At 69.4% G+C, this 25,056-nt stretch carries 23 protein-coding genes and 1 pseudogene; 7 read left to right on the top strand and 17 right to left on the bottom strand.

The genetic code is table 11. The features are described 5' to 3' along the window. Positions 1-398: 398 nt before the first annotated feature. The 5 genes from VB080_RS10860 to VB080_RS10840 all read right to left on the bottom strand — a co-directional run bounded on the left by VB080_RS10860 (position 399) and on the right by VB080_RS10840 (position 5,099). Entirely contained in the window at positions 399-1,250 is an 852-nt protein-coding gene (locus VB080_RS10860) for a PfkB family carbohydrate kinase (protein WP_323418463.1), read from the bottom strand. A 25-nt stretch (positions 1,251-1,275) separates the two neighbouring features. Next, entirely contained in the window at positions 1,276-2,076 is an 801-nt protein-coding gene (gene proC / locus VB080_RS10855) for a pyrroline-5-carboxylate reductase (protein ID WP_323418462.1), read from the bottom strand. After that, a complete protein-coding gene (locus VB080_RS10850) occupies positions 2,073-3,095 on the bottom strand; it encodes an aspartate-semialdehyde dehydrogenase (RefSeq protein WP_323418461.1) in 1,023 nt (340 codons plus the stop codon). Before VB080_RS10850 ends, proC begins: the two co-directional genes overlap by 4 nt. 235 nt (positions 3,096-3,330) lie before the next feature. Then, entirely contained in the window at positions 3,331-4,221 is an 891-nt protein-coding gene (locus VB080_RS10845; protein WP_323418460.1) for a CPBP family intramembrane glutamic endopeptidase, read from the bottom strand. After that, entirely contained in the window at positions 4,218-5,099 is an 882-nt protein-coding gene (locus VB080_RS10840) for a sugar phosphate isomerase/epimerase (protein WP_323418459.1), read from the bottom strand. The genes VB080_RS10845 and VB080_RS10840 overlap by 4 nt, the downstream gene beginning before the upstream one ends. Positions 5,100-5,193: 94 nt before the next feature. Between VB080_RS10840 and VB080_RS10835 the strand changes: the two genes are divergently transcribed. The 3 genes from VB080_RS10835 to disA all read left to right on the top strand — a co-directional run bounded on the left by VB080_RS10835 (position 5,194) and on the right by disA (position 8,679). Beyond that, positions 5,194-5,829 carry a VOC family protein gene (locus VB080_RS10835; protein WP_323418458.1) on the top strand — a complete coding sequence of 212 codons (636 nt, stop codon included), beginning with the start codon at positions 5,194-5,196 and terminating at the stop codon, positions 5,827-5,829. 245 nt (positions 5,830-6,074) lie between these two features. Then, positions 6,075-7,487 carry a DNA repair protein RadA gene (gene radA, locus VB080_RS10830; protein ID WP_323418457.1) on the top strand — a complete coding sequence of 471 codons (1,413 nt, stop codon included), beginning with the start codon at positions 6,075-6,077 and terminating at the stop codon, positions 7,485-7,487. 127 nt (positions 7,488-7,614) lie between these two features. Then, entirely contained in the window at positions 7,615-8,679 is a 1,065-nt protein-coding gene (gene disA, locus VB080_RS10825) for a DNA integrity scanning diadenylate cyclase DisA (RefSeq protein WP_323418456.1), read from the top strand. A 148-nt stretch (positions 8,680-8,827) separates the two neighbouring features. On the opposite strand, the gene VB080_RS10820 is transcribed toward disA, so the two are convergent. After that, the gene (locus VB080_RS10820) at positions 8,828-9,493 is read right to left on the bottom strand and encodes a hypothetical protein (protein WP_323418455.1); all 666 of its coding nucleotides are present in this window, start codon (positions 9,491-9,493) and stop codon (positions 8,828-8,830) included. 70 nt (positions 9,494-9,563) lie between these two features. On the opposite strand from VB080_RS10820, the gene VB080_RS10815 reads away from it, so the two are divergent. Both VB080_RS10815 and VB080_RS10810 read left to right on the top strand, forming a co-directional pair. After that, positions 9,564-10,433 carry an A/G-specific adenine glycosylase gene (locus VB080_RS10815; protein WP_323418454.1) on the top strand — a complete coding sequence of 290 codons (870 nt, stop codon included), beginning with the start codon at positions 9,564-9,566 and terminating at the stop codon, positions 10,431-10,433. 111 nt (positions 10,434-10,544) lie between these two features. After that, complete coding sequence (locus VB080_RS10810) at positions 10,545-11,162, top strand: DUF4190 domain-containing protein (RefSeq protein WP_323418453.1); 618 nt, start codon at positions 10,545-10,547, stop codon at positions 11,160-11,162. 87 nt (positions 11,163-11,249) lie between these two features. On the opposite strand, the gene VB080_RS10805 is transcribed toward VB080_RS10810, so the two are convergent. From VB080_RS10805 to VB080_RS10795, 3 genes are all read right to left on the bottom strand, one after another. Continuing rightward, complete coding sequence (locus VB080_RS10805) at positions 11,250-13,748, bottom strand: ATP-dependent Clp protease ATP-binding subunit (RefSeq protein WP_323418452.1); 2,499 nt, start codon at positions 13,746-13,748, stop codon at positions 11,250-11,252. 204 nt (positions 13,749-13,952) lie between these two features. After that, positions 13,953-14,279 carry an Lsr2 family protein gene (locus VB080_RS10800; RefSeq protein WP_323418451.1) on the bottom strand — a complete coding sequence of 109 codons (327 nt, stop codon included), beginning with the start codon at positions 14,277-14,279 and terminating at the stop codon, positions 13,953-13,955. A 200-nt stretch (positions 14,280-14,479) separates the two neighbouring features. Then, positions 14,480-14,812 (bottom strand): hypothetical protein, encoded by a 333-nt coding sequence (locus VB080_RS10795; RefSeq protein ID WP_323418450.1) that lies wholly within the window; start codon positions 14,810-14,812, stop codon positions 14,480-14,482. Positions 14,813-14,851: 39 nt separating this feature from the next. On the opposite strand from VB080_RS10795, the gene VB080_RS10790 reads away from it, so the two are divergent. Further along, the gene (locus VB080_RS10790; RefSeq protein WP_323418449.1) at positions 14,852-15,073 is read left to right on the top strand and encodes a hypothetical protein; all 222 of its coding nucleotides are present in this window, start codon (positions 14,852-14,854) and stop codon (positions 15,071-15,073) included. A 63-nt stretch (positions 15,074-15,136) separates the two neighbouring features. Here the strand turns inward: VB080_RS10790 and VB080_RS10785 are convergent, their stop codons facing one another. Genes VB080_RS10785 through folP form a run of 4 tightly spaced genes read right to left on the bottom strand, consistent with a single transcriptional unit; the run spans position 15,137 to position 17,462 of the window. After that, positions 15,137-15,667 carry a DUF3180 domain-containing protein gene (locus VB080_RS10785; RefSeq protein WP_323418448.1) on the bottom strand — a complete coding sequence of 177 codons (531 nt, stop codon included), beginning with the start codon at positions 15,665-15,667 and terminating at the stop codon, positions 15,137-15,139. After that, a complete protein-coding gene (gene folK, locus VB080_RS10780) occupies positions 15,667-16,218 on the bottom strand; it encodes a 2-amino-4-hydroxy-6-hydroxymethyldihydropteridine diphosphokinase (protein WP_323418447.1) in 552 nt (183 codons plus the stop codon). The genes VB080_RS10785 and folK overlap by 1 nt, the downstream gene beginning before the upstream one ends. After that, positions 16,215-16,571: a dihydroneopterin aldolase gene (gene folB / locus VB080_RS10775; protein WP_323418446.1), complete on the bottom strand. Its 357-nt coding sequence runs from the start codon at positions 16,569-16,571 to the stop codon at positions 16,215-16,217. The genes folK and folB overlap by 4 nt, the downstream gene beginning before the upstream one ends. A 54-nt stretch (positions 16,572-16,625) precedes the next feature. Further along, the gene (folP, locus tag VB080_RS10770; protein ID WP_416339633.1) at positions 16,626-17,462 is read right to left on the bottom strand and encodes a dihydropteroate synthase; all 837 of its coding nucleotides are present in this window, start codon (positions 17,460-17,462) and stop codon (positions 16,626-16,628) included. Positions 17,463-17,607: 145 nt separating this feature from the next. Here folP and VB080_RS10765 point away from each other — a divergent pair, with 145 nt between their 5' ends. Continuing rightward, entirely contained in the window at positions 17,608-18,045 is a 438-nt protein-coding gene (locus VB080_RS10765; protein WP_323418445.1) for a hypothetical protein, read from the top strand. Positions 18,046-18,243: 198 nt separating this feature from the next. Here the strand turns inward: VB080_RS10765 and folE are convergent, their stop codons facing one another. The 4 genes and pseudogenes from folE to VB080_RS10745 all read right to left on the bottom strand — a co-directional run bounded on the left by folE (position 18,244) and on the right by VB080_RS10745 (position 25,013). After that, complete coding sequence (gene folE / locus VB080_RS10760) at positions 18,244-18,804, bottom strand: GTP cyclohydrolase I FolE (RefSeq protein WP_323418444.1); 561 nt, start codon at positions 18,802-18,804, stop codon at positions 18,244-18,246. 183 nt (positions 18,805-18,987) lie between these two features. Continuing rightward, positions 18,988-21,123, bottom strand: a pseudogene (ftsH, locus tag VB080_RS10755) (ATP-dependent zinc metalloprotease FtsH); the annotation flags it as partial. A 79-nt stretch (positions 21,124-21,202) separates the two neighbouring features. Continuing rightward, on the bottom strand, positions 21,203-21,754 hold the full coding sequence (hpt, locus tag VB080_RS10750; RefSeq protein ID WP_323418443.1) for a hypoxanthine phosphoribosyltransferase: 552 nt from the start codon (positions 21,752-21,754) through the stop codon (positions 21,203-21,205). 97 nt (positions 21,755-21,851) lie between these two features. Continuing rightward, positions 21,852-25,013, bottom strand: a complete 3,162-nt coding sequence (locus VB080_RS10745; RefSeq protein ID WP_323418442.1) for an SdrD B-like domain-containing protein — start codon at positions 25,011-25,013, stop codon at positions 21,852-21,854. Between the last annotated feature and the right edge of the window lie 43 nt (positions 25,014-25,056).

Here is a 25,056-nt window from a genome sequence, read left to right as displayed (position 1 = left end):
CTCCTACGCGAGTCGCCACAGGCCAACTGGTCGACCTGTCGTGGCTCAGGCGGGGATGACTCAGATGGGACGGTTTCTCCCCTGAGTCAGCGCGAGGGCTCGCCTGTGTTGGAGAACGCTGGGCGACCCGGTGCTCCGCCCAGAACGCGGAGCGGTCCGTCCATCCCTTCCCGACCAGAGCCGCGACCAGGCCGGGCCCGAGCGCGGGAGCAAACTGTGGCAGAGATTCCGTCCTCGGAACAGCAACCACATCCTGCGGCCGAAGCGACCAGCCCAAGCCCGGAGGTGGGAACAAACTGTGACAGAGATTCCGTCCTCGGAACAGCAACCACACCCTGCGGCCGAAGCGGCCGGCACCGGGCTGGGGAGTGACTCGAGTTGGCGTTCCCAGGTATCAGTCAGGGCTGGTCAAAACCGTGACGCAGGGCCTCGCGCCAGGCGAAGGGGCCTGCCTGGCACACCCGGCGGGAGGCAGCGGCGACGGCGAACTCCAGCGATTCCCGGCGGGACCTGCCCGTGGTCAGCGCGTAGCAGTAGGCACCGTGCAGGACGTCTCCGGCGCCCAGGGTGTCGACCACCGGGACGGACGGCGCCGGCACCTCACCGAAGGCGTGCGGCGTCCACCACATCACCGGGTCGGAGCCATGGCTGACCGCCACCAGGTGTGGCCCACGGGCGAGCAGTGCCGCAGGCCTTTCCCCGGACGGGTGGACGTAGTCGGCCGAGCAGATCACGTCGGTGAGCTGCGGCCAGAGCTCATCGAAAACCGACTTGTGCGAGCCCGCGTCCACCACCACCGGAAGCCCGGCGGCAGCCCGCCCGGCAGCGCGGGCGAGTTCGGGATGGTGACCGTCCAGCAGCACCACGTCGACGTCCCCGAGATCCAGCTCCGGGCACTGGACGGCATCCGGCTGGTGCCCGGAGCCGCTGACCACCGCGCGGTTCCCGTCGGTGCCGACCAGTGCCACCGAGGGTGCGATCCCGAACCCGGACGGCGCGGCGTCAACCACCTCGACCCCGGCCGTGGCCAGATCCGCCCGGACGACGTCGGCAGCAGCCCCCGTCCCGAGCACGGTCAACAGCCGAGCGTGGCCGCCCAGGGACGCGAATGCGATCGCCGCCACGGCCGCGGGCCCGCCGGCGGCCAGCCAGGACTCCCGTGCGGTGGTCTTCTGGTTGGCGGCGGGGACCGCGTCGACGAACTGGACGACGTCCAGGGTCGCAAGCCCGACGAACAATCCGGTTGGCATGGCTGACGAGACCTCGGAGGGCGACTCAGGACCTGGCCAGGCCCTGGCTGCGGTCGCGGGCGGCCTCCATCGCGGTGATGAAGGCAGCTTTGACCTTGTGGCTCTCCAGCTCCCGCAGGGCGGCCGCGGTGGTGCCGCCCGGCGAGGTCACCCGCTCCTTCAGCACAGTCGGGTGCAGCCCGCTCTCGGCCAGCAGTTTGGCCGAGCCGTACATGGTCTGCACCACCAGGGTGGTCGCGGTGTCACGCGGCAGGCCGAGCATCACGCCGGCGTCGATCATCGCCTCCACCACGAAGTACAGGTAGGCCGGTCCGGAACCGGAGATCGCGGTCACCGCGTCCTGGTACTTCTCCGGGACCGTGACCACCTTGCCGACCGCGCTCAGCAGGTCGGTGACGTGCGCCAGGTGCTCGGCGGTGGCGGTGTAACCGGCCGAGATGGCGGCCATCCCCTCGTCCACCTGGGCGGGGGTGTTCGGCATCACCCGGACGACCGGTGTGCCGTCGGGCAGGGCGGCCTCGATCGTGGCGGTGGTGATGCCCGCGCACAGCGAGACCACCAGGGCGCCCGGACGCAGCGCGCCGGCCACCTGCGGCAGCACCTCGCCGACATCCTGCGGTTTCACCACCAGCACGATGGTGTCGGCCCGCGCGGCCGCGCCGCTGGTGGTGTCGGCCCGGACGCCGTGCCGGGCCTCGATCTCCGCCAACCGGGGGGCGTGCCGGTCGGAGACGATGATGTCGGAGGGCGCCCAGCCGGCCCGCACCAGTCCGGAGATCAGGGTCTCGCCCATCACCCCGGCGCCGATCACCGCCAGCGTGGTCATCGGCGGGCCACCAGCTCGGCGATCTGGATGGCGTTCAGCGCGGCGCCCTTGCGCAGGTTGTCGTTGCTGACGAACAGCACCAGGCCGTGGCCCTCGGGGGCCGACTGGTCGGTGCGGATCCGTCCGACGAAGGACGCGTCCTTGCCTGCGGCGTAGCGCGGGTTGGGGACGTCGGCCAGTTCCACGCCGGGCGCGGTCCGCAGCAGGCCGGTGGCGCGGTGCGGGCTGATCTCCTCGGCGAACTCGGCGTGGATCGCCAGCGAGTGGCCGGTGAACACCGGCACCCGCACGCAGGTGCCGGCCACCAGCAGCTCGGGCAGGTGGAGAATCTTGCGCGACTCGTTGCGCAGCTTCTGCTCCTCGTCGGTCTCGCCGGAGTCGTCGTCGGTCAGCGATCCGGCCAGCGCCACCACGTTGTACGCGATCGGCTCGACGTACGGAGCAGGGTCGCCGGCGGGATAGGCCTGGCCGTCCAGCGCCAGCCGGGCAGGGTCGTCGATCGCGGCGGCCTGGTCGGCCAGCGCGCGCACCCCCTTGATGCCCGAGCCGGAGACGGCCTGGTAGGTGGCCACCACCAGGCGGGTCAGGCCGGCCGCGTCGTGCAGCGGCTTGAGGACGGGCATCGCCGCCATCGTGGTGCAGTTCGGGTTGGCGATGATCCCCTTCGGCGGATGGACCGCGTCCTCCGGGTTCACCTCGCTGACCACCAGCGGGACATCGGGGTCCTTGCGCCAGGCGGAGGAGTTGTCCACCACCACCGCACCCGCAGCGGCAACCTTCGGCGCGTACTCCCGCGACGTGCCGGCACCGGCGGAGAACAGCGCGATGTCCAGGCCGGCGAAGTCGGCGGTGGCGGTGTCCTCCACGACCACCTCGCCACCGCCCCAGGCCAGCGCCGTCCCAGCGGAACGGGCCGAGGAGAAGAACCGGATGTCGTCGACCGGGAAGCTCCGCTCGGCCAGCAACGTCCGCATCACGCCACCGACCTGACCGGTCGCCCCAAACACACCAACTCGCATGGACGCAAGCCTAACGCCGCCCACCCCCGTCCCCCCGCCCGCGAGACTGGCGCTCTCTCCCCCCTCTCCCCCGCCCACTCATCGAGCGCCTGCCTTCGCGCCGAGCGCCCGTCCCCCGGGTGTGGCGGTGGACGTGAAGGCAGGCGCTCGACGCAGGAAGGGTGGCGCTCAGCGAGTCAGGTGGCGTGATTCGATGGGGAGGTTCGGTCGACCCGGAGCGGGTCGCGGCGGCCGGCTACAGCCAGGGCACGAAAGCGGCCAGCAGGGCGGCGCCGACGAAGGAGAAGACGTCGAGCAGGGTGTGCGCGACCACCAGCGGTCCGACCCGCTTCCATCTCAGGTACAACCATCCGAAGGCCAATCCCATCAGCAGGTTGCCGACGAAACTGCCCCAGCCCTGGTAGAGGTGGTAACTGCCGCGGACCAGCGCGCTGACCACCACCGCCACCGCGATGTGCCAGCCCAACGCCCGGGCCCGGTTGAAGAAGAAGCCGAGCATGACGACCTCCTCCAGCACCCCGTTCATTGCGGCCAGCAACACGTAGGCGGGCACCGTCCACCACTGGGCGGCCAGGTTGGCCGGCGAGATCGCGGTGTTGAACCCGAACACCCAGGCGAGGTAGTACAACCCCAGCCCGGGGATACCGATCGCAGCCACCAGGGCGAAGCCCCGGCCCAGATCGAACCAGGGACGCCTGATGTCGAAGCCGATCTCGCGGCGCTGCCCGGCCAGGTGCAGCAGATAGAGCGCGAGCAGTGCGGGCACCACCGGGAAGACGATCCCGGCGATCTGGTAGAGCAGATCAAGCCAGGGACGGTCCGGGGTGACCGAGGAGTTCATCGGCGTGGTCTGCTGGTTCAGCGGCACCTGGTAGGTGAGCTTGTTGACCAGCGACAGGATCGAGTACACCGCCGACTGCCCGAGCGAGACGCCCAGTACCAGCAGCAGTTCGAGGCCGGGACGCTGCGGCGCCACCGTCCCCCGGACCGGCACCTCCGGCGCTGCCGACGACCCCGCGGCGGCGTTCTGCCCGCCGGCCGGGGACACGTCCGTCCCGGAGTCCACGCCCCCGAGCGGGGACTCCACGGCTTCCGGTCCGGGCGCCGGGACGGTCGAGCCGGTCATGAGGCGGCGTCCGTCCCCTCGTCCACGTCCAGGTGCTGCCGGAAGGCCGCCAGCCGCAGGGTCTGCTCCGCCGGCTCCTCGGGACCGACGAAATGGGCGCGAGTGAAGTCCAGCGCGCGGGCCAGCATCGAGACCCGCTCGGCCGGGTTCTCGGCCCCCTTGGTCTGCACCTCCAGGACGATCTGCCCCTGGTAGCGGTTCGCCGCCAGCAGGCCCAGCACCTCGTCCGCCCGCTGGTTGCCGTCGCCGGGCAGCAGGTGTTCGTCGACCGCACGGTCGGTGCCGTCGGTGAGGTGGACGTGGGCCAGCCGGTCCCCCCACTCCCTGACCATGTCCAGCGACTGCTGTCGGGCGGTGGCGGCGTGCGAGAGGTCGAGGGTAAGGTGGTCGACGTCCAACTCGGACGGGTCCGGACTCGGCGAGTAGGCCCGCAGATCGGCACCGCCAGGACCACGCCAGGGGTACATGTTCTCGATCGCGAACGTGACCCCGGTGGAGTGTTCGAGCCGCCGGATGCCGGCGGTGAAGGCTGCGGCGTAGCTGCGCTGCCACCGGAACGGCGGGTGCACCACCACCACCGAGGCGCCCAGCCGTCCGGCGGCGTCGCCGGAGCGGTTCAGTTTGTCCCACGGGTCGGTGCCCCAGGTGCGCTGGGTGAGCAGCAGGGTGGGGGCGTGCACCGAGCTGATCGGCATCTCGTAGTAGTCACGGAGCCGGAGCAGTTCGTCGACCTTGGCGGAGGTGCGGTCCATTCCGACCATCACCTCGACCGCGTCGTAGCCCAGTTCGCGGGCGATCGCGAACGCCCTGGCGGTTCCCTCGGGGTAGGTCGACGAGGTCGACAGCGCTATCAATGGCGTTCTCCCAGGGCGTGGCACTCGTCCATCGTAAATGCCCGGGACCAGAGTCCTGTCGCACGGTCAGGTTCGGCGCCGATTCGCACTCCGGGACGTGGATGGTCAGAATGGGGCCATGCATGTCGATCACGTAACCTTCGCGGTCGGGCCGGCTGGCCTCAAGGCCGAGGCTGCCCGGCTGGGTGAGCTGCTCGGCGAACGGCTCCGGGACGGCGGCTTCCATCCCCGGTTCGGCACCCGCAACCACATCCTCCCGCTGGCCAATGACCGCTACCTCGAGGTCGTCGAGGTGCTCGAGCATCCGGCCGCCGAGAAGGCGCCTTTCGGCCAGGCGGTTCGCGCCCGCTCCGAGATGGGCGGCGGTTGGCTCGGCTGGGTGGTCTCGGTTGACGACCTCAGCCCCTACGAGCAGCGCCTCGAACGCGAGGCTGTGCTCGGCTCGCGCTACTTCCCGGACGGTCGGCTGCTGGAATGGCAGCAGATCGGGGTCAAGGGCCTGCTGGCCGACCCCCAACTCCCCTTCTTCATCCACTGGCTGTCCAACCACGAGCTCCAGCCGAAGGCCCTCGGTGGCGACATCGAACTGGTGGAGATCGAGATCGCCGGAGACCGCGGCCGGGTCGAGGACTGGCTCGGCGAACCGGTCGACGAGACCTTCGACGGGGTGCACCTCAACTTCACCGCCCCGAACGGCCAGCCCGGCATCCAGTCGGTGACCTTCAAGACCGCTTCCGGGCTGGTCCGGATCTGAGTTCTTCCGGCGCCCGGCCGGAGAACCGGGCCGATCTCAGCGGTGCGCGATGGTCGACCCCCTGATGATCAGCCGCGGCGGGATCAGGCGGACGGTTCGATCCTGGCAGTCCCGTCGAACCAAGGTCGCTTCATCACCCGCCGGCAGCCGAGACACCGGTCAGGGTCGGGCGGCCCGCTGTCCCTGGGGTTCGGCTGCCCCGTCCGCCGACAGGACTGTCCGACGCGACGGCTAACGTGATCCGCATGGTCAGGAACTCGACGTCGTACCGCTGCACCGAGTGTGGCTGGCAGTCCGCTCGCTGGGTCGGGAGGTGCGGGGAGTGCCAGGCCTGGGGCAGTGTCGCGGAGGCCCAGGCACCCACGGCCTCGGTGGCTGCGGTCAGCCCGGCACGCAGCGCGGTCCCGATCTCCGATGTCGACTCCACCACCACCCAGGGCATCCCCACCGGCATCGGCGAACTCGACCGGGTGCTCGGCCAGGGGCTCACGCCCGGCGCGGTGCTGCTGCTGGCCGGAGAGCCCGGGGTGGGCAAGTCGACCCTGCTGCTCGAGGTAGCCGCCCGCTGGGCTGCTGCCGGTCGCGACACGCTCTACGTCACCGCCGAGGAGTCGGCTGCCCAGGTCCGGCAGCGGGCCGAGCGGACGGGTGCGGTCCAGCCGCGGCTCTATCTGGCCGCCGAGCCCGACCTGGCCACCGTTCTGGGTCACATCGAACAGCTCAAGCCGAAACTGCTGGTGCTCGACTCGATCCAGACCGTCAGCCTGCCCTCGGTGGACGGGGTGCCGGGCGGGGTGACGCAGGTGCGCGAGGCGACAGCGGCCCTGGTGCGGGTGGCCAAACAACGCGGGCTGCCGGTGGTGCTGGTCGGCCACGTCACCAAGGAGGGCTCGGTAGCCGGCCCGAAGACCCTGGAACACCTGGTGGACGTGGTGCTCTCCTTCGAGGGCGACCGGCACTCCGGGTTCCGGATGCTGCGCGCCTCGAAGAACCGCTACGGCCCGGCCGACGAGGTCGGCTGCTTCGAACTGATCGCCTCCGGCATTCGCGAGGTGACCGACCCGACCGGGCTGTTCGTCTCCCGGCACACCGAACCGGCCGCCGGCACCTGCCTGGGAATCACGCTGGAGGGCCGGCGTCCGTTGCTGGCCGAGGTACAGGCCCTGGTCGTGCCGACCGCGGCACCCGCACCGCGCCGGGTCACCCACGGAGTGGAGTTCGGCAGGGTGTCGATGATCCTGGCGGTGCTGCAACGCAAGGCAGGCGTGAAGCTGCACACCCGCGAGGTCTATGTGTCAACGGTCGGCGGCGCCAGCGTCGGCGACCCGGCGGCCGACTTGGCGATCGCCGTCGCCGTCGCCTCGGCAGCTGCCGAACACGCCTTCGACCGGCCGATCATCGCCCTGGGCGAGGTGGGGCTCTCCGGCGAACTGCGGCGCGTCCCGGGGCTGGACCGGCGGCTCGCCGAGGCAGGCAGGCTCGGCTTCGGCACTGCGCTGGTGCCGGCTGGCAGCGGTGTGCGGCAACCGGGGATGCGCGTTGTCGAGGCCGCCACCGTGTCCGACGCTCTCGGCATGCTCGGACTGCGGCGCCAGGCACGCAAACCCGGCCCAACCACCGATCCCGACCGGCCTCGGCTGGTGGCGGTCGAGAACTGAGCGGCACGGACCGCACACCGACCAGGGCGAGGACGGTCGACACCGCCGGGCGGGCCGACCCCGAGCCCGTCCCACGCCATACCGCGATCGCGCATAGAGTTGCCGCAACCGACCCGTGGAGGCACATATGGATGCCACGTTGCGTCACCGGCTGCGTGAGGGGCTTGCGCTGCTCAGCCCTGGCACCGAACTGCGCGACGGCCTGGACCGGATCGTCCACGGCCGTACCGGTGCGCTGATCGTCCTGGGCCACAACGACAGTGTGGACAGCCTGGTCACCGGCGGCTTCGGGGTCGACGTGCCACTCACCTCCACCGCCCTGCGCGAGCTGGCCAAACTGGACGGCGCCATCCTGCTGGACGCCGAACTCACCCGGATCATCCACGCCGGCGCCCACCTGATGCCGGAGGCGTCGCTGCCCACCACCGAGACCGGTACCCGGCACCGCACCGCCGACCGGGTTGCCCGCCAGACCGGACTGCCGGTTGTCACGGTGTCGGCGTCCATGTCCTCGATCGCTCTCTTCCTGGACGGCTACCGCTATCCGCTGCAGCGGCCCGAACAGCTGATGGCCCGGGCTGACCAGACCCTCGCCACCCTGGAGCGCTACCGCGACCGGCTCGCCGACGCCGCCAACCGGCTGACCGCGCTGGAGGTGCAGGACGCGGTCACAGTGGACGATGTCGCCGGGGTCGCCAAGCGGGTCGAACTGGTGCACCGGCTGGCCGAGGAGACCCGCGAGATCCTGGTCGAACTCGGCACCGACGGCCGGATGGTTGATCTCCAGCTCCAGGAACTGCTGGCCGGGCTTCCCGAGCTCGCCGACTCCCTCGCCCGCGACTACGGCACCGGTGACTCGCTGCTGCAACTGGCAGCGCTCGGCGACCTCGCCGCCGACGATCTGCTCGACCACAGCCAGGTGGCCCGCCGGATCCGGCTGGTACCCGGCACCCTCGACGCCCGGCTGCCGGTGCGCGGCTACCGGCAACTCGCCCTGATCGGACGGCTCCCGTCCGGAGTGGCAGAGAGCCTGGTGGAACACTTCGGCTCCCTGCAGTCCCTGCTGGGCGCCAGCACCAACGACCTGCTGGCGATCGAGGGGATCGACTACGCGGTAGTCCGCCAGTTGCGAGACGGCCTCGCCAGGCTCACCGAGACCACCTTCGCCGAACGCCTCGACCTCCCCGGCTGACGCCCGCACCCCCGGACTCACTTGGGGACGGTCGTGGTTCGACGGAACCGACGCTTCTCTGTTTGGTCAAGCGGTGGCTGGGTGTTGGAGGGCTCGAAAGGGCTGACGGGCGATGTAGCGTCCTCCGCTGGAGACCTGTTCGGTCCCCTCAGGTGACCAGCCGCATCACGTGTTTGGCGGTCTTGCCGGCGAACGTCGCTTTGGCGACGTAGGTGCCGGCCTTGAGCTGGTCCTTGGTGAGCTTGCAGTCCTTCTTCGACCGTTGCAGCGGCCAGGAGATCTCGAACTCGTAGGCGGTCTCGGGTTTCAGCGTGAGCTTCTTGGCCGGCACCCACTTCGCGCAGTGATCGGTGGTCCAGATCCGGTCCGAACCCGAGGTGACGGTCAGGCTGTAGTTCTTGGCGGTCAGGTCGAGGATGCAGGAGCTCTTGCCACTGTTGGCCACGGCCAGCGCGAAAACCTGCTTGCCGGAGACCTTGACCTTCTCAAAACCGGCCACCGACAGCTGGACGGAGCCGGGATCACAGGCCTGCGGAGCCGCCGGCGCCGTACTCGTCGGCGGCGAACTCGCCGGCACAGCAGGCGTGGAGGTAGCCGGGCTGCCACTCCCGGACGGGGCGGGCGCCGGCGTGTCGGAGGCCGGTGGCGTCGAACCGGACGCCGGTGGAACCGCGCTCACCGGCCCGGGCGTCTTCGGCCACAGCCACCACAGCAGAGCGGCCACGAGCGCCAGCGCCACCAGCAGCACGAGCGCCCGACGGTACCAGTAGACCCGTGCCTGCTCCGGGCCAACCGGGTGGAGCAGTGAACCCATGGCCGCAGGGTAGCCCGGCGAGCCGCCACTCCCCGGCAGCCCACGCCGCGCAGGCCCGTACAGTATCCGGGTGGATCGCAGCAGCCTCGCCCACGCGGTGACCGCCTGGTACGCCGCGCACGCCCGCGACCTGCCGTGGCGGGCGGCTGGGGTGTCGCCGTGGGGCGTGATGGTGAGCGAGTTCATGCTGCAGCAGACCCCGGTGTCCCGGGTCATCGAACCGTGGACGCAGTGGCTGGCCCGCTGGCCCACCCCCGCCGCGCTGGCAGCCGAGTCCACCGGGGAAGCCGTCCGGGCCTGGGGACGGCTGGGCTACCCGCGCCGCGCGCTCCGGCTGCACCAGGCCGCCACAGCCATCGTCGAGCGCCACGGTGGCGAGGTACCGTCCGATGTCGAGGTCCTCCGCCAACTCCCCGGGGTCGGCGAGTACACCGCCGCCGCGATCGCCGCCTTCGCCCACGGACGCCGTGCGCTCGTGCTGGACACCAACGTCCGGCGGGTGCTGGCCCGGCTCGATGCCGGGACACAGTCGCCACCGGCCTCGCTCACCCGGGACGAACGCGAGCGCGCCGCACGCTGGCTTCCGGAGTCCGACGATGAGGCTGCCCGCTGGTCGGTGGCGGCGATGGAACTCGGCGCCCAACTCTGTACCGCCACCAACCCCGCCTGCGGAAAGTGCCCGGTGTCCGGCGCCTGTCGCTGGCTGGCGCGCGGCCGTCCCGCCGACGGCCTCCGCCGGACGCCCCAGCCCTATGCCGGCACCGACCGGCAGGCGCGCGGCGCCCTGCTCGCCGCGTTGCGCCAGGCCGACAGTCCGCTCCCGCACGCCACTCTGCTGGCCCGGTGGATGGTGGACCGCGCCCAGGCTGAACGCGCCCTCGCCGGCCTGGTGGCCGACGGGCTGGTGCAGGTTGCCGAACCCGGGCACTACCGGCTCTGAGTGCGCGATCGAGCCACAGCGGTACGCCGCGGCTCGCCACCGGCCATCCCGAAAGCTCCGGACCGGTGACACGGTAGCGTGGAGGCCGACCAACAAGCAGGTGAGGTAAGCATGACCGACCCATGGGCCCGCCCCGAGGGCACCCCGCCCGATCCCGGGCAGACCCCCGACCAGGCCGAGACCGTCCCGCTGGTGCCGCAGGACGGCTATCCGCAGCGGGCACAGGGGGGCTGGCCGGAACCGGAGCCCACCACCGTGGATCCGTTCGCCCAGGCTGCTCCCTACACCAACCCCACCCCGAGCCGGCCGGCCGCGCAGCAGCAGGTCTTCCCGACCTACTCGCCGCCCCCGGCGTCGCCCTACCCGCCTGTCGAACCAAACGGCACCCCGGGGTACACGCCCTATGGCCAGCCATCGGGCTTCCAGGCCGGCCAGGTGGTGCCGGCCTATGGCAGTCCCTACGGCTACCCCGCCTCCCAACCGGAGCACCCCAACGCCGTCCCGGCACTCATCCTCGGGATCCTCGGCTTCTTCACCGCCATCACCTGGCCGATCGCCTGGTACCTGGGGGCCAAGGGAAGATCCGAGATGCGCCGGGAGCCGCAGCGCTGGCGATCCAGCGGGATGCTCACCGCGGGCTGGGTCATGGGCATCATCGGCACCATTCTGATGGCGCTGATCATCGGGGTCGTCATCCTCGTCGTCCTGCTCGCCATCGCGTCCGCCTGACCGACAGCCGTCGGCAGACAGCCGAAGGGCCCCGGCGTACTGCCAGGGCCCTTCGGCTGTAGAGCGGTTTCGGAGCGATCCCGGGGTTCAGCCGACCTGACCGACCTCGGCGGGGACATCCGGCAGCGGGGCCTTGGGAACACCGTTGAAGGTGAACGGGGTCTCCGCGCCCTCCTCGGCGACATCCACCACCACGATCTCGCCCGGGTGAATGTCGGCGAACAGGATCTTCTCCGCCAGGACGTCCTCGATGTCGCGCTGGATCGCCCGGCGCAACGGACGAGCACCCAGCACCGGGTCGAAGCCGCGCTTGGCGATCAGGGCCTTGGCCGCCGGGGTGAGCTCGATGCCCATGTCCCGATCCCGCAGCCGGGTCTCGATCTCGGCCACCATCAGGTCGACGATCCGCTCGATGTCTTCATTGGTCAACTGGTGGAAGACGACGATCTCGTCGACCCGGTTCAGGAACTCCGGACGGAAGTGCTGCTTGAGCTCGTCGGAGACCTTCGCCTTCATCTTCTCGTAGCTGCCAGCCTCGTCCGAGGACTGGCTGAAGCCCAGGTTGACCGACTTCGAGATGTCCCGGGTGCCCAGGTTGGTGGTCATCACGATCACGGTGTTCTTGAAGTCAACCACCCGGCCCTGGGCGTCGGTCAGCCGGCCTTCGTCCAGGATCTGCAGCAGCGAGTTGAAGATGTCCGGGTGGGCCTTCTCGATCTCGTCGAACAGCACCACGGAGAACGGCTTGCGGCGCACCTTCTCGGTGAGCTGGCCGCCCTCCTCGTAGCCGACGTAGCCGGGCGGCGAGCCGAACATCCGCGAGGCGGTGTGCTTCTCGGAGTACTCGCTCATGTCGAGGGTGATCAGCGCGTCCTCGTCCCCGAACAGGAACTCGGTCAGCGCCTTGGTCAGCTCGGTCTTGCCGACACCCGAGGGGCCGGCGAAGATGAACGAACCACTGGGCCGCTTCGGGTCCTTCAGACCGGCACGGGTGCGGCGGATCGACCGGGACAGCGCCTTGACCGCGTCGTGCTGGCCGATGTAGCGCTTGCCGATCTCGTCCTCCATCTTCAGCAGCCGGGCCGACTCCTCCTCGGTCAACTTGAAGACCGGGATGCCGGTGGCACTGGACAGCACCTCGGCGATCGCCTCCTCGTCCACCTCGGCCGGGACGTCCTGGTCGCCGATCTTCCAGGCCTCCTCCTTCTCGGAGCGGGCCAGCAGCAGCTTGCGCTCGTCGTCCCGCAGCCGGGCGGCGAGCTCGAAGTCCTGGGCGTCGATCGCGGCTTCCTTGTTCAGCCGGACGGAGGCGATCCGCTCGTCGAACTCGCGCAGGTCCGGCGGGGCCGTCATCCGGCGGATCCGCAGCCGGGCGCCGGCCTCGTCGATCAGGTCAATCGCCTTGTCGGGCAGGAAGCGGTCGGAGATGTACCGGTCAGCCAACTGGGCGGCCGCGGTCAGCGCACCGTCGGTGATGGTGATCCGGTGGTGTGCCTCGTAGCGGTCGCGCAGGCCGCGCAGGATGTCGATGGTCAGCGCGATGGACGGCTCGGCGACCTGGATCGGCTGGAACCGGCGCTCCAGCGCGGCGTCCTTCTCGATGTGCTTGCGGTACTCGTCCAGCGTGGTGGCGCCGATGGTCTGCAGTTCGCCGCGGGCCAGCATCGGCTTCAGGATGGACGCTGCGTCGATCGCGCCCTCGGCGGCACCCGCACCCACCAGGGTGTGGATCTCGTCGATGAACAGCACCACGTCGCCGCGGGTCTTGATCTCCTTCAGCACCTTCTTCAGGCGCTCCTCGAAGTCGCCACGGTAGCGGGAACCGGCCACCAACGCGCCCAGGTCGAGGGTGTAGATCTGCTTGTCGCGCAGCGTCTCGGGGACGTCGCCACGAACGATCGCCTGGGACAGGCCCTCGACCACGGCGGTCTTGCCGACACCGGGCTCGCCGATCAGCACCGGGTTGTTCTTGGTACGACGGCTGAGCACCGTCATCACCCGCTCGATTTCCTTCTCGCGCCCGATCACCGGGTCGAGTTTGTTCTCCCGGGCGGCCTGGGTCAGGTTGCGGCCGAACTGGTCGAGAATCGTCGCCGCTGACTGGGCCGGTCCGGCATCGGGAGCACCGGCGGTGGCGGCCTCCTTGCCCTGGTAGCCGCTGAGCAGTTGCAGGACGGTGTTGCGGACGCGGTTCAGGTCGGCGCCGAGCTTGATCAGCACCTGGGCGGCGACCCCCTCGCCCTCACGGATCAGGCCGAGCAGGATGTGCTCGGTGCCGATGTAGGGGTGGTTGATCTGGAGAGCCTCACGCATCGAGTACTCCAGCACCTTCTTGGCGCGTGGCGTGAACGGGATGTGCCCGGTCGGGGCCTGCTGACCCTGGCCGATGATCTCCTCGACCTGCTCACGCACGGCTTCGAGCGAGATGCCCATCGACTCCAGCGCTTTGGCCGCGACGCCCTCGCCCTCGTGGATCAGGCCGAGCAGCAGGTGCTCGGTACCGATGTAGTTGTGGTTGAGCATGCGGGCCTCGTCCTGGGCGAGCACGATGACTCGCCGGGCGCGGTCGGTAAAGCGATCAAACATCGCAGTGGAACTCCTCACTCCAGCGGTGGCTGGGTTGTCCCCGGGAATCCCTCCGACCCCTGGAGACCACCTCAGTGTAGTCAACGGCCGGACGGCTCCCGGGCTTCCCATGTTCGCCTCCGGCCAAATGAGGCAATCGGCCAGCACCACTGAAACAAGGGGGCCGGGCCCGTCACGGACCCGGCCCCCTTGCCTGCATCAAGCTCAGTGAGCGGCCTCGTAGGCCTCACGCACCTCGGCCGAGACCCGGCCGCGGCTGGACACGGTCATGCCCTGGTCGAGCGCCCAGGCGCGGATATCGGTCGCGGAAGCACCGGTCGACGCCTTACGGCGGCCGCCGGAGGCCCGCCGTCCCCCGGCCAGCTTGCGGGCGGCGGCAATATAGGGCGCAAGGGATTCCTGCAGGGCGGCGCGATTGGCGTCGGAAAGATCGATCTCATAGGTGGTGCCGTCATAGGCGAAGGTGACCGTGCTGTCAGCCTGACTGCCGTCAAGATCATCGGTCAGCACAATCTGCACCCGCTGTGCCATGGTTTTCCTCCTGGGGTTTGGTCGTCGCGGTCATATCCGTCGCCGTCGTTCAACAGCACATGGCAGCCTATACGGCAATTCCCCGAAAAGAAACACGCGGGACATCGACCGGGATTGGATTTCCTGATCGATTGTCCCGGTCATGGCCCTGACCGGGAGTTTTGACCCGATGCTGTGCCAGGGAATACCGCGGCCGGAGGTCAGGCCTGCGCGCGCAACTCGGAATCGGCAGCCGGCGCCGAATCGGAGAATGGTGCGGTGATGGCCTTCAGATCGACCACCGTCGGGAGATTCTCCTCGGTCCACAGGACTTCCTCCTGGGTGGACACCGAGCCGGCCGAGCGGCGCGGCAGACCCAGGATCTCGGCGGTCTGTACCTCGGTGAGGCGGGCTACCTCGGCCTGCAGGACGTTCTTGTCCGCCCGGAGTTCGGTGACGTCGAGTTTCAGGCTGGCATTGTCGCCCCGCAACGTGGCGACTTCGCTGCCGAGTTGGGCAGCCTCCGCCCTCGCCGCGACCAGCCTGCCTCGCAAATCCGAATTCCTGGCCTGAAGTACCTGCAACAAACGCATGTGCTGGGACCGTTCAGCGTGCAACTTCTGGCCATGGGCGTGCAACTCGGCGGCGGACTGGGCCAGGAATTGCCCACGCTGCCGCCGCACCTCACGCCAGGCGAACAGGCTGGACACCAATCCGCCGGCAAAGGCGATGACAGCACCGACACGGGTGAACCAGATATCACCGGTGAGCAGGGCCGCGGCAAGCAGAAGAGTGGCTGCAAGAGTCAGCCATGAATAGCGTCTGAGAACAGACGACCCGACTCGGCGGGTGGCTGGGGAAGCGCTCACGGCGCAAGGTTAACCCTCGGTGTCGTTGTCGTCGGGTAGCTCCCCCGGCGTGGCGCCCTTGTCATCGGGAGGTTCCCGCGGTATTTGACAGGCCCGCTCCAGCAGCCGTCCGGCCACCGCGAGAACGATCGAGGCCACCACCGCCAGACCGGCCGCCACCGCGCGCTCCCGCGGGAAGGCCGCGTCGAGGCGCGGCAGGGCCTGGAGGCCGATCGCCGCATAGCCGCCGACCAGGGCCGCTCCGGCCAGGAGGGTGGTCTTGCCCAGTGCCAGCAGCAGCACGGCCTGCTGCCCGGCCATGGTCCGGCGCCGGACGTGAATCGTGCGATAGGTGAGGTACGCCAGCCAGCCGACCACCACCGCCACCACGGCGATCGTGATCACGGCAGCGACCGGCAGGCGCATTTCGTGCTCCAGCCCGAAGACCTCCAGGCCGGCGAACAGGGCATAGCCGAACAGCGCGCCAATCAGGCCGGCGAGAATCACCGTCCGCCATGAGGTCAGCTGTACCGAGGGTTGCGGCCCGTCCGGTTCGGCCATCACAACTCGATGACCAGATCGTCCCGGCGACGCACCCCACTGGTGTCCAGCCCGGCGACCAGGTCGGCCACCCGGCCCCGGCCCACCAGGTGAGCGGCCGGGTCGAGTTCCAGCCACGGAACCAGGACGAACGCCCGCTGGTGTGCGCGCGGGTGCGGCAACGTGATGAACTCGTTGCCCAGCACCCGATCGCCGACCGCGATCAGGTCGATGTCGATGGTGCGCGGGCCGTTGACGACGGTACGCACTCGCTCCAGGCCGTCCTCGATCGCGTGGGCGCGCTCCAGCATCACGGTGGAGGCCAGGGTCGAGTCAGCCAGCACGACGATGTTCAGGAAGTCGGGCTGGTCGAGCAGTCCGACCGGGTCGGTCTCGTAGACCGACGACACCCCGGTGATCTTCAGCCCGGGGGTCATCCGCAGCAGGTTGACGGCGGTCTGCAAGTACTCCATCCGGTCACCCAGGTTCGAGCCGAGGGAGTAGGTGACCGGACGCAGCGGCGCCATCCCCGACAGGGTGTCGACGTCGAAATCGAGGGCGGGATTGGTCATGGTCTCCTCCTCGTCACGCTCACCGCGACATCGCGCACCGGCACCTGCATGGGCGCCTCGGGCTTGTGGACGGTCACCGTCACGCCGGTGATCACCGGATAGGCGAGACAGGCGGCTGCGATCCGCTCGGCGAGGGTCTCGATCAGATCCACCGACCGTTCCTGGATCACGTCGGCCACCCGCTGTGCCAGTTCGCCGTAGTCGACGGTGGTGTCCAGGTCGTCGGCGATCGCCGGGCGTTCCAGCACACAGTCGAGATCAACCACGAAGGGCTGATCGGTGAACTTCTCCTCGGTGAACACACCGTGCCGGCCCAGCACCTCGATGCCGGTCAGCTGGATGCGGTCAGTCACTCTCCCACCTCCTCGTACTGTGACCCTACCCGACCGTCACCGACCGCGCGGAGGTCATTGCCGATGCTCGGCCCGCAGCGCTTCCGCCACCGCGATCGCGTCCCGGTGGGCGGCAACGGTGTGTGTCCGTACCCCCCAGATCCCGCGGACGGCCAGCAGCGCGGTCAGGGCGGCAGTGGCATCGTCGCGCTGCTTCGGCGGCCGGGGCTCACCTCCGTCCGCGAGCAACTCGCCCAGGAAGCGCTTCCGGGAGGCTCCGATCAGGATCCGGTGACCGAGCGCCTCGAAGACCTCCAGGTGCCGCAGGATCTGCCAGTTGTGTGCCGGCGTCTTGGCGAACCCGAGACCCGGGTCGAGGATCAGCCGGTGCGGTGCGATCCCGGCGGCCAGCGCCGCGTCGCGGCGGTCGGCCAGCTCGGCGGCGACATCAGCGACCACGTCGTCGTAGTGGGTGAGCTGGTGCATGACGGTGGAGTGCCCCCGCCAGTGCATGGCAATGTAGCCAACCCCGAGCCCGGCGACGGTGCTCAGCATGTCCGGGTCCGACAGCCCCCCGGACACGTCGTTGACCAGGGCGGCGCCCGCCGCCACCGCTTCGGCGGCCACCTGCGAACGCATGGTGTCGACCGACACGGTGGCCCCGGCAGTCACCAGCTCACCGACGACCGGGATCACCCTGGCGAGTTCCACCTCGACTGCAGCCCGTTCGGCCCCCGGACGGGTGGACTCCCCGCCCACGTCGATGATGTCGGCGCCCTCGGCCAGCAGTCGGCGGCCATGCTCGACCGCCGACTCGAACCGCAGGTGCTCGCCGCCGTCCGAGAAGGAGTCGGGCGTGACATTGAGGATCCCCATCACCAAGGTGCGATCCAGCTGCGGGAGGCTCGGCACGGCAGAAGACTACCCAGCCGGCCCCGCGACTCGTAGCTGAGACCGGGCAGGATTCGAGAAGTCCCGGACGCCGCCGCCCCGTACCGTGGTCACAAGGGATCCCGGGCCGCGGGATCCCGGTTCCACCAAGACGAGGAGAAAACCGATGGCTGACAAGGGCGGTTTCGACCAGGCCGAACGGGAGGCAATGAAGCAGCGCGCCGCCGAACTGCGCGCCAGCAAGGGGCTCAAGGGTGCGGCCAAGCGGGAACGCGAGGCACAGGCCTGCGCGGAGGCGATCGCCGCGATGACCGGCACCGACCAGCAGACCGGCCGGCTGCTGGACGATCTGGTTACCGAGATCGCCCCCGATCTCGACCCGAAGACGATGTACGGCTTCCCCGCCTACGCCCGCGACGGCAAGGTGATCGTGTTCTTCCAGCCAGCCTCCAGGTGGGAGATGCGCTACGGCATGGTCGCCTTCCAGCAGGACGCAAAACTGGACGACGGCCCGATCTGGCCCACCTCGTACGCCGTGGTGGAGGTCAACGCCGAGGTGGAGAAGAAGTTGCGGGAGCTGATCACCAGGGCCGTAGCCTCGTGACGCAATTCTGCGGCTCGATACTGCGCGATCACCCAATTTGGCCTACCGGAGGCATCGACCTGCAGAATCACGTCACCCCCGACAGGGACGCGGTGACAGTTCCGCTGCCTCGGACCTCAGGAGCCTGGGACAGGCACCGTCCAGGGCACACAGGTTCTGGTGAAGCAGGACAGCGGAGCCATCCCTGTGTCCCACCCGTCAGCCGATGATCAGGCTCATCGCCTCGGCGCGGGTGGCGGGGTTGCGCATCGTGCCGCGGACGGCACTGGTGACCGTCTTCGAGCCGGGCTTGCGGACGCCCCGCATGGTCATGCAGAGGTGCTCGCACTCGATCACCACCATCACACCCTGCGGCCGGAGGTGCTCGACCAGAGCGTCGGCCACCTCGGAGGTGAGCCGCTCCTGCACCTGTGGGCGCTTGGCGTAGACGTCGACCAGCCGGGCCAGTTTCGACAGCCCGGTGATCTTCCCGCCCGCCGGAATGTAGGCCACGTGGGCCACTCCGGTGAACGGCAGCAGATGATGCTCGCAGGTGCTCCACACCTCGATGTCGCGCACCAGCACCATCTCGTCATGGCCGAGGTCGAAGGTGGTGGCCAGCACCTCGCCGGCGTTGGACTCGAGCCCGGTGAACATCTCCGCGTACGCCCTGGCCACCCGCGCCGGGGTATCCCGTAGACCATCCCGGTCGGGATCCTCGCCGATGCCGAGCAGGATCTCGCGAACGGCAGCGGCCACCCGCTCGTGGTCGATCGCCATTGTTCAGCCCTGCCTGGACTCGCCGCCGTCCGGCTGCTCACCCTGGCCGGTCCGGGGCTGACCGTTCGGAGGCTGGCTGGCCGGGGCCTGGCCAGCGGAGTCCGGTTGCTGGGGCTCACCCGCCGGCGGTGTGCCGTACGGCTGCGGTGCGTAGGGATCGCCGTACTGCCCGTAGGGCTGTTGTCCGAACGGCGGGTAGGGCTGCGGCGGGTACTGGTCGGGTTGGCCCGGCTGCTGCGGGTAAGGCTGCTGCGGATAACCCGGCTGGCCGTAGGGCTGACCGCCGTAGGGCTGCTGCGGGTAGCCGTAGCCACCGGGATAGCCACCCGGGCCGTACTGCTGGCCGTACTGGTCACCGCCCGTGGCACCCCATCCCGGCTGCGGGACGGGCACCGGCTCGGGCTGCGGCGCCGGGGGCGGCGGGTCGACCGGCGGGATCGAACTCGGTACGCGGCTGGCCGATCCCGTCCAGGCCGGTCGCTTCGGCCAGCGCTTGAGCGGCTCAAAGACCTTCGCCACCTGCTCCTTGTCGAGGGTCTCCTTCTCGAACAACTGGCGGACCAGTTCGTCGAGCACCTCGCGGTTGGTCTCCAGGACGTCGAAGGCCTCCTGGTGGGCGGTCGAGATCAGCCTGGACACTTCCGCGTCCACCTGCGCGGCCACGGCTTCGGAGTAGTCCCGGGTGTGCCCGAAGTCGCGGCCCAGGAAGGGCTCGGACTCCGAGGTGCCCAGCTGCACGGCACCCAGTGTCTCCGTCATGCCGTACTGGGTGACCATCGCGCGGGCGAGCTTAGTCGCCTTCTCGATGTCGTTGCTGGCGCCGGTGGTCGGGTCATGGAAGACCAGTTCCTCGGCCGCCCGCCCGCCCAGCATGTAGGCCAACTGGTCGAGCAACTCGCCGCGGGTCTGGGAGTACTTGTCGTCGTCCGGCATCACCATGGTGTAGCCCAGCGCCCGGCCACGCGGCAGGATCGTCACCTTCTGCACCGGATCGGTGCCCGGCATCGCCGCAGCGACCAGGGCGTGGCCGCCCTCGTGGTAGGCGGTGATCAGCAGTTCACGTTCGTTCATCACCCGGGTGCGCTTCTGCGGGCCGGCGATCACCCGGTCGATTGCCTCGTCGAGTTGACCTTTACCAATGAACCGCAGGTTCAGCCGGGCGGTCAGCAGCGCCGCCTCGTTCAGCACATTGGCCAGGTCAGCACCGGTGAAGCCAGGGGTGCGCCGGGCTACCGATGCCAGGTCGACGTCAGGGGCCAGCGGCTTGTTCTGCCCGTGGACGCGCAGGATCTGCAGCCGTCCCTTCATGTCCGGGGCCTCGACCGGGATCTGCCGGTCGAACCGGCCGGGACGCAGCAGCGCCGGGTCGAGCACGTCGGGACGGTTGGTCGCCGCGATCAGCACCACGCCGCCGTGGACGTCGAAGCCGTCCATCTCGACCAGCAACTGGTTCAGCGTCTGCTCGCGTTCGTCGTGGCCGCCGCCCATGCCGGCGCCGCGATGGCGTCCGACGGCGTCGATCTCGTCGATGAAGACGATCGCGGGCGCAGCTTCCTTCGCCTGCTCGAACAGGTCGCGGACGCGAGAGGCGCCGACGCCGACGAACATCTCGACGAAGTCCGAGCCGGAGATCGAGAAGAACGGGACGCCGGCCTCGCCGGCGACAGCCCGGGCGAGCAGCGTCTTGCCGGTGCCGGGCGGGCCGTAGAGCAGCACGCCCTTGGGGATCTTGGCGCCGACCGCCTGGAACTTGGCCGGTTCGGCGAGGAACTCGCGGATCTCCTGCAGTTCCTCGATCGCCTCCTCACAGCCGGCGACGTCGGCGAAGGTGGTCTTGGGGGTGTCCTTGCTGGCCAGCTTCGCCTTCGACTTGCCGAAGCCGAGCACCTTGTTCCCGCCACCTTGCAGGTTGGAGAACATCATGAAGAACAGCACGCCGATGATGATCAGCGGCAGCACGCTGAACAGGAAGGTGCTCCAGAAGCTGGGCTGCGGGTTCTCGCCACGCCACGAGTCGAGCGTTCCGGCGGCAACGCGCTGGTTCAGCCGTTCGATGATCTGCTGGCTCTGGTCGCCCACCCAGTTGGTGCTCATCTTGACCGGCGGGTTGCTCTTGGTCTCCACCCGGATGGTCTGCTCGCCGTCGACCAGCACGACCTCTTTCAGCGGGTCGTTGCCGTTGATCACGGCCAGCACCTCGGAGGTGGGCTTGTCGGTGTAGCCACCAGCGCTTCCCAGCGCATCGAAGACCAGCACGATCGCCAGGAAGGCGAGGATGATCCAGATGAACGGGGACCGCAGGAACCGATTGGTCTTCATTGCCTACCTTTGTCAGGCCGGGAAAGGTGGCCGGCTCCACCCAGACGATACCGAACGCGTCCAACCCCGCCCTGGTCGGTCAACTGTAGACGTGCGGGGCCAGGACGCCGACATCGGTGAGGTTGCGGTACCGCCCCGCGTAGTCGAGGCCGTAGCCGACCACGAACTGGTTGGGCAGGTCGAAACCGACATAGGCGACATCGATCTTCGCCTTCATGGCGTCCGGCTTGCGGAACATCGCCATGATCTCCAGGCTGGCCGGCTTGCGCGAGGCGAGGTTGCGCATCAGATAGGTGAGGGTCAGGCCGGTGTCGATGATGTCCTCCACGACCAGGACGCGGCGGCCCTCCAGGTCGGTGTTGAGGTCCTTCAGGATGCGCACCACCCCGGACGACTGGGTGCCCGAACCGTAGGACGAGATCGCCATCCAGTCCATCTCGCAGTCGATCTTCAGGGCGCGTGAGAGATCGGCCATCACCATGATCGCGCCATTGAGGACGCCGACCAGCAACGGATTGGAGTCGGCGTAGTCGCGATCGATCTCGGCAGCCACCTCGGCAATGCGCTGCTCGATCTGGGCCTGGGAGTACAGGACGGTGGTCAGATCGCCCTCGATGTCAGTGGCTCTCACGGATCGCAACCCTACCCGACCGGCAACCACCGGGCTCGCCGGGCCCACCGCCTCGGCGGCGGGCCCGGGGAGCCCGGTTCAGAGCACCGCACCGGCCTCAGTCGGTCTCCTCCGGTGTGGCGCGCCTGCGGCGGGCGACCAGCACCAGCGCACCTCCGCCGGCCAGCAGCATCAGGGCGCTCCCCACCAGGGCAGGCAGGGCGGTGGCACCGGTGTTGGCCAAGGCGTCATCGGCGTCATCGGCGTCATCGGAGTCGTCCGGATCGTCGGAATCGGGATCGGTGTCGTCGCCCGGATCGACCACAACCGGCGGCTTCAGCACCACGCCAGCGTCCCAGGTCGGATCGATGCCCTCCGAGGCCAGCACCTCCCGGTCGTAGTCGGTAGTCAGGGCGGTGTTGGAATCGTCCAGAACGAACGGAGCTGTCAGCCCGACCCGGCCGCCGGACTGGGCGATCGCGTCGGAGTCGTCGGCATCGGTGCGGCCGGAATCAGGCCCGGTGAAGCTGTACTTCTCGGCCTGCTCCTCGGTGAGGGTGAACCGGATCCGGTAGGTGCCGGCCACCAGTTCGTCGAACAGGTAGCGGCCCTGGCTGTCGGTGGTGGTGGTCGCAACCACCTTTCCGTCAGCGTCGAGCAGGTCGACCGTCACCCCGGGCAGCACCTCCTCGTCATCGTCCTGGATGCCGTCGGAGTCGGCGTCGATCCACACGTAGTCGCCCACCGCGTAGGAGACCGGGACGATCACCGCGCGGGTGGTGCCGATCTGGTTGACGATCGGGACGGTGGCCGACGGGTCGTCCACCCGCACCGCGAAGTAGGCCGCGATCGGCTCGCCGGCGTCCAGGACGGTCCCGTCCGCCTGCTGCAGGGTCACCACACCGGCGGCGTAGGTCGCCTCGATGTTGCCGCCGATGTCAACCGGTCCCGGTGTGGGGTCGGCAGCGGTGGCGGCATTGGCCTCGGTGACGAAACCGAGGAAGGTGAGCCCAGCGGGCAGCAGATCGCGGACGTCGGCGATCACGACCGCGTCGTAGCCACCGTGCGGGATGAACTCCACCCGGTAGGTGAACACCCCGCGGGCCAGCGTGCCGTCGGCGTTCCGCCTGGCCTTCAGGGTCTGCGTCCACTCCTCGGAGTCGGCGTTGTAGACGGTCTTGCGGACCTCGGCCTCGTCACCGTAGGAGGTGGCCTCGTTGCTGGCCTGCGACCAGTAGCGTGGCTCGCCGGTCTCGCCGAACAGCGTGGCCCGGTTGGTGATCGTCTTGGTCTGCTTGCCCTCGAAGGGGACGGTGGTCAGCGCGAGGGTGACCACCCAGCGCTTGTCGGCGCCGCGGGCATCCACGACAGCCTTCCCGGAGTCGCTCAACTCGATCACGAGATTCTGGTCGGCATCGGTGCTGGTGACGAAGTCGGCGGCGGTCAGCGCCTGCCCGTCGTAGCTGCCGGTGACCGCGACCGTGGCCGGGTCGTCCACGTCGAAGACCTCGTGGTCGAGGTAGTCGACGATCCGGCTGTCGCGGGCGTCGATCCCCTTGCCCGCCGCAACGGCGATCGTGTAGTGCACCGTCACCTGGTCGCCGGGATCGACAGTGGTGTCGTCGGCCGTCCCTTCCTTGGTGAAGACGCTGGAGTCGTTGATCCCGCCGGAGGTGTCCTCGGGCAGAGTGACGATCGTGGCGTCACGGGTGGCGGAGTACGGGCTGGTGTCGCGGTAGTAGTACTGCGCGGTGTTGCGCAACCGGTAGGCGCTGGCATCGGCGATCGTGGTGCCGTCCGGATGTGCGGGTAGGGCGGTGACGGTGTCGACCTGCGCCTTGACTGCCACCTGGACAGAGGTGCTCGCCTGCTTGCCGACGTTGACCAGCAGGGTCTGCCCCGCCACACACCAGGTGCCGACCTGGGCGTCGACGGCCATCTCCACTGCCGAGCAGGTAACCGTGTCGGCGGCGCGGGTGAGCGCAAGGTTGCCGGTGACGGTGAGGAAGTCGGCGTCGTCGGCCTGCCAGCTGGCCTGGGACGGGAGGACGTCGCTGATCACGACATTGCGGGTCAGGGTGAAGTTAGCGGTGCTGCCATCCCACTGCCCGAGGTTGGCGCTGAGGGTGTAGACGATCTCCTCGGGCGGAGCAAGGCTGCCGTCGGCGTTGGCCCGGAGCTCCTGGTAGGTCCAGTCGGAGGTCTTGCCGAAGGCACTGCCGGGGGTCGGGCCGGCCGCCGCCGGGATCGTGCCGGTGAGCCGCAGGTCCGCCGTGCGGGTCTCCGTACCGAAGGTGGCGGTGTTCTGCAGGGTGATCGAGAAGTTGCCGGGTTCGCCACGGTCGTCGGCAGCGGTCTGCAGCTGTGCCTCCAGGGCGGCGCGGGCCGCCTCATCCGGCACCGTGACGGCGTAGCTGATCACCAGGATCGAGTCGGCCGGCAGATCGACGCTGCTGGTGAAGGAGTTGCCGGAGATGGCCGGGGAGAAGGCGAAGTCCGCGGTGCTGCGGTTCAGCCCGTCCTCGTCCCAGGTGGTCAGCTTGGCCGAGAACGAGCCGGCCAGGTAGGCCAGATTGGCGGGCAACTGGTCGGCGATCGTGGACCCGTTCCTCGCCTCGGCGCTGGTCACACGCAGGGTGTAGGTGGTCAGGGTGGAGCCGATGACGGAGGGGTTGAGGGTGACAGTCCCGTCCGCAGCCACCGTCATGACGTTGGTGCGGTTGTCCGGAGAGAGGTTCTTGGACTGCCCGTTGGTGACGTCGGCGAACTCGTCGCCGGCGTTGCGGACGATCACGTCGCGGGAGGTCTGGTCGCCGTCGATCGACCAGGTGAGCTGGTCGTGCGCGCTGGCGTCCACCGGGTTGACCGTGAACTTCAGGTCGAAGACACCCTGGTTGACGTCGTCCGGCCAGGGGTCCTTGAAGGTGACCGCGACGCTGTTACCGGTCTGCACCACACTGGCGATCGCGGTGTTCCCGCTCGGCACCGAGGTGAGCGTGACGTTCGGCCCCAGGTCGAACACGACGGTCGAGCCCGGCTCGACATCGTCGGTGTACTGCACCTTCAGGGTCAGGACGTCCCCCTCGGTCACCACCGGCGTGCCGTCGTAGCTGGTTCCGTTCAGCTGCAGGGTCGCCGAGATGCCATTGGTTGCGGCGTGGGCAACCTGCGGGAGCCCGACCAGGCCGGCGAGTCCGACGAGCAGGGCGAGCAGGACACAGAGTGCTCGACGCAGGCGTGGGGTGGACGGGTGGTCGGCCGCATGGTCGATGTGGGGCAAGACGGTCTCCTGACGGATTCGGCCCTGCCGGTGTGTGCCGGTG

The organism is Propionicimonas sp. (assembly GCF_034927565.1).
Classification (GTDB): Bacteria; Actinomycetota; Actinomycetes; order Propionibacteriales; family Propionibacteriaceae; genus Propionicimonas.
This window is presented reverse-complemented; position numbering and strand designations above follow the sequence as displayed.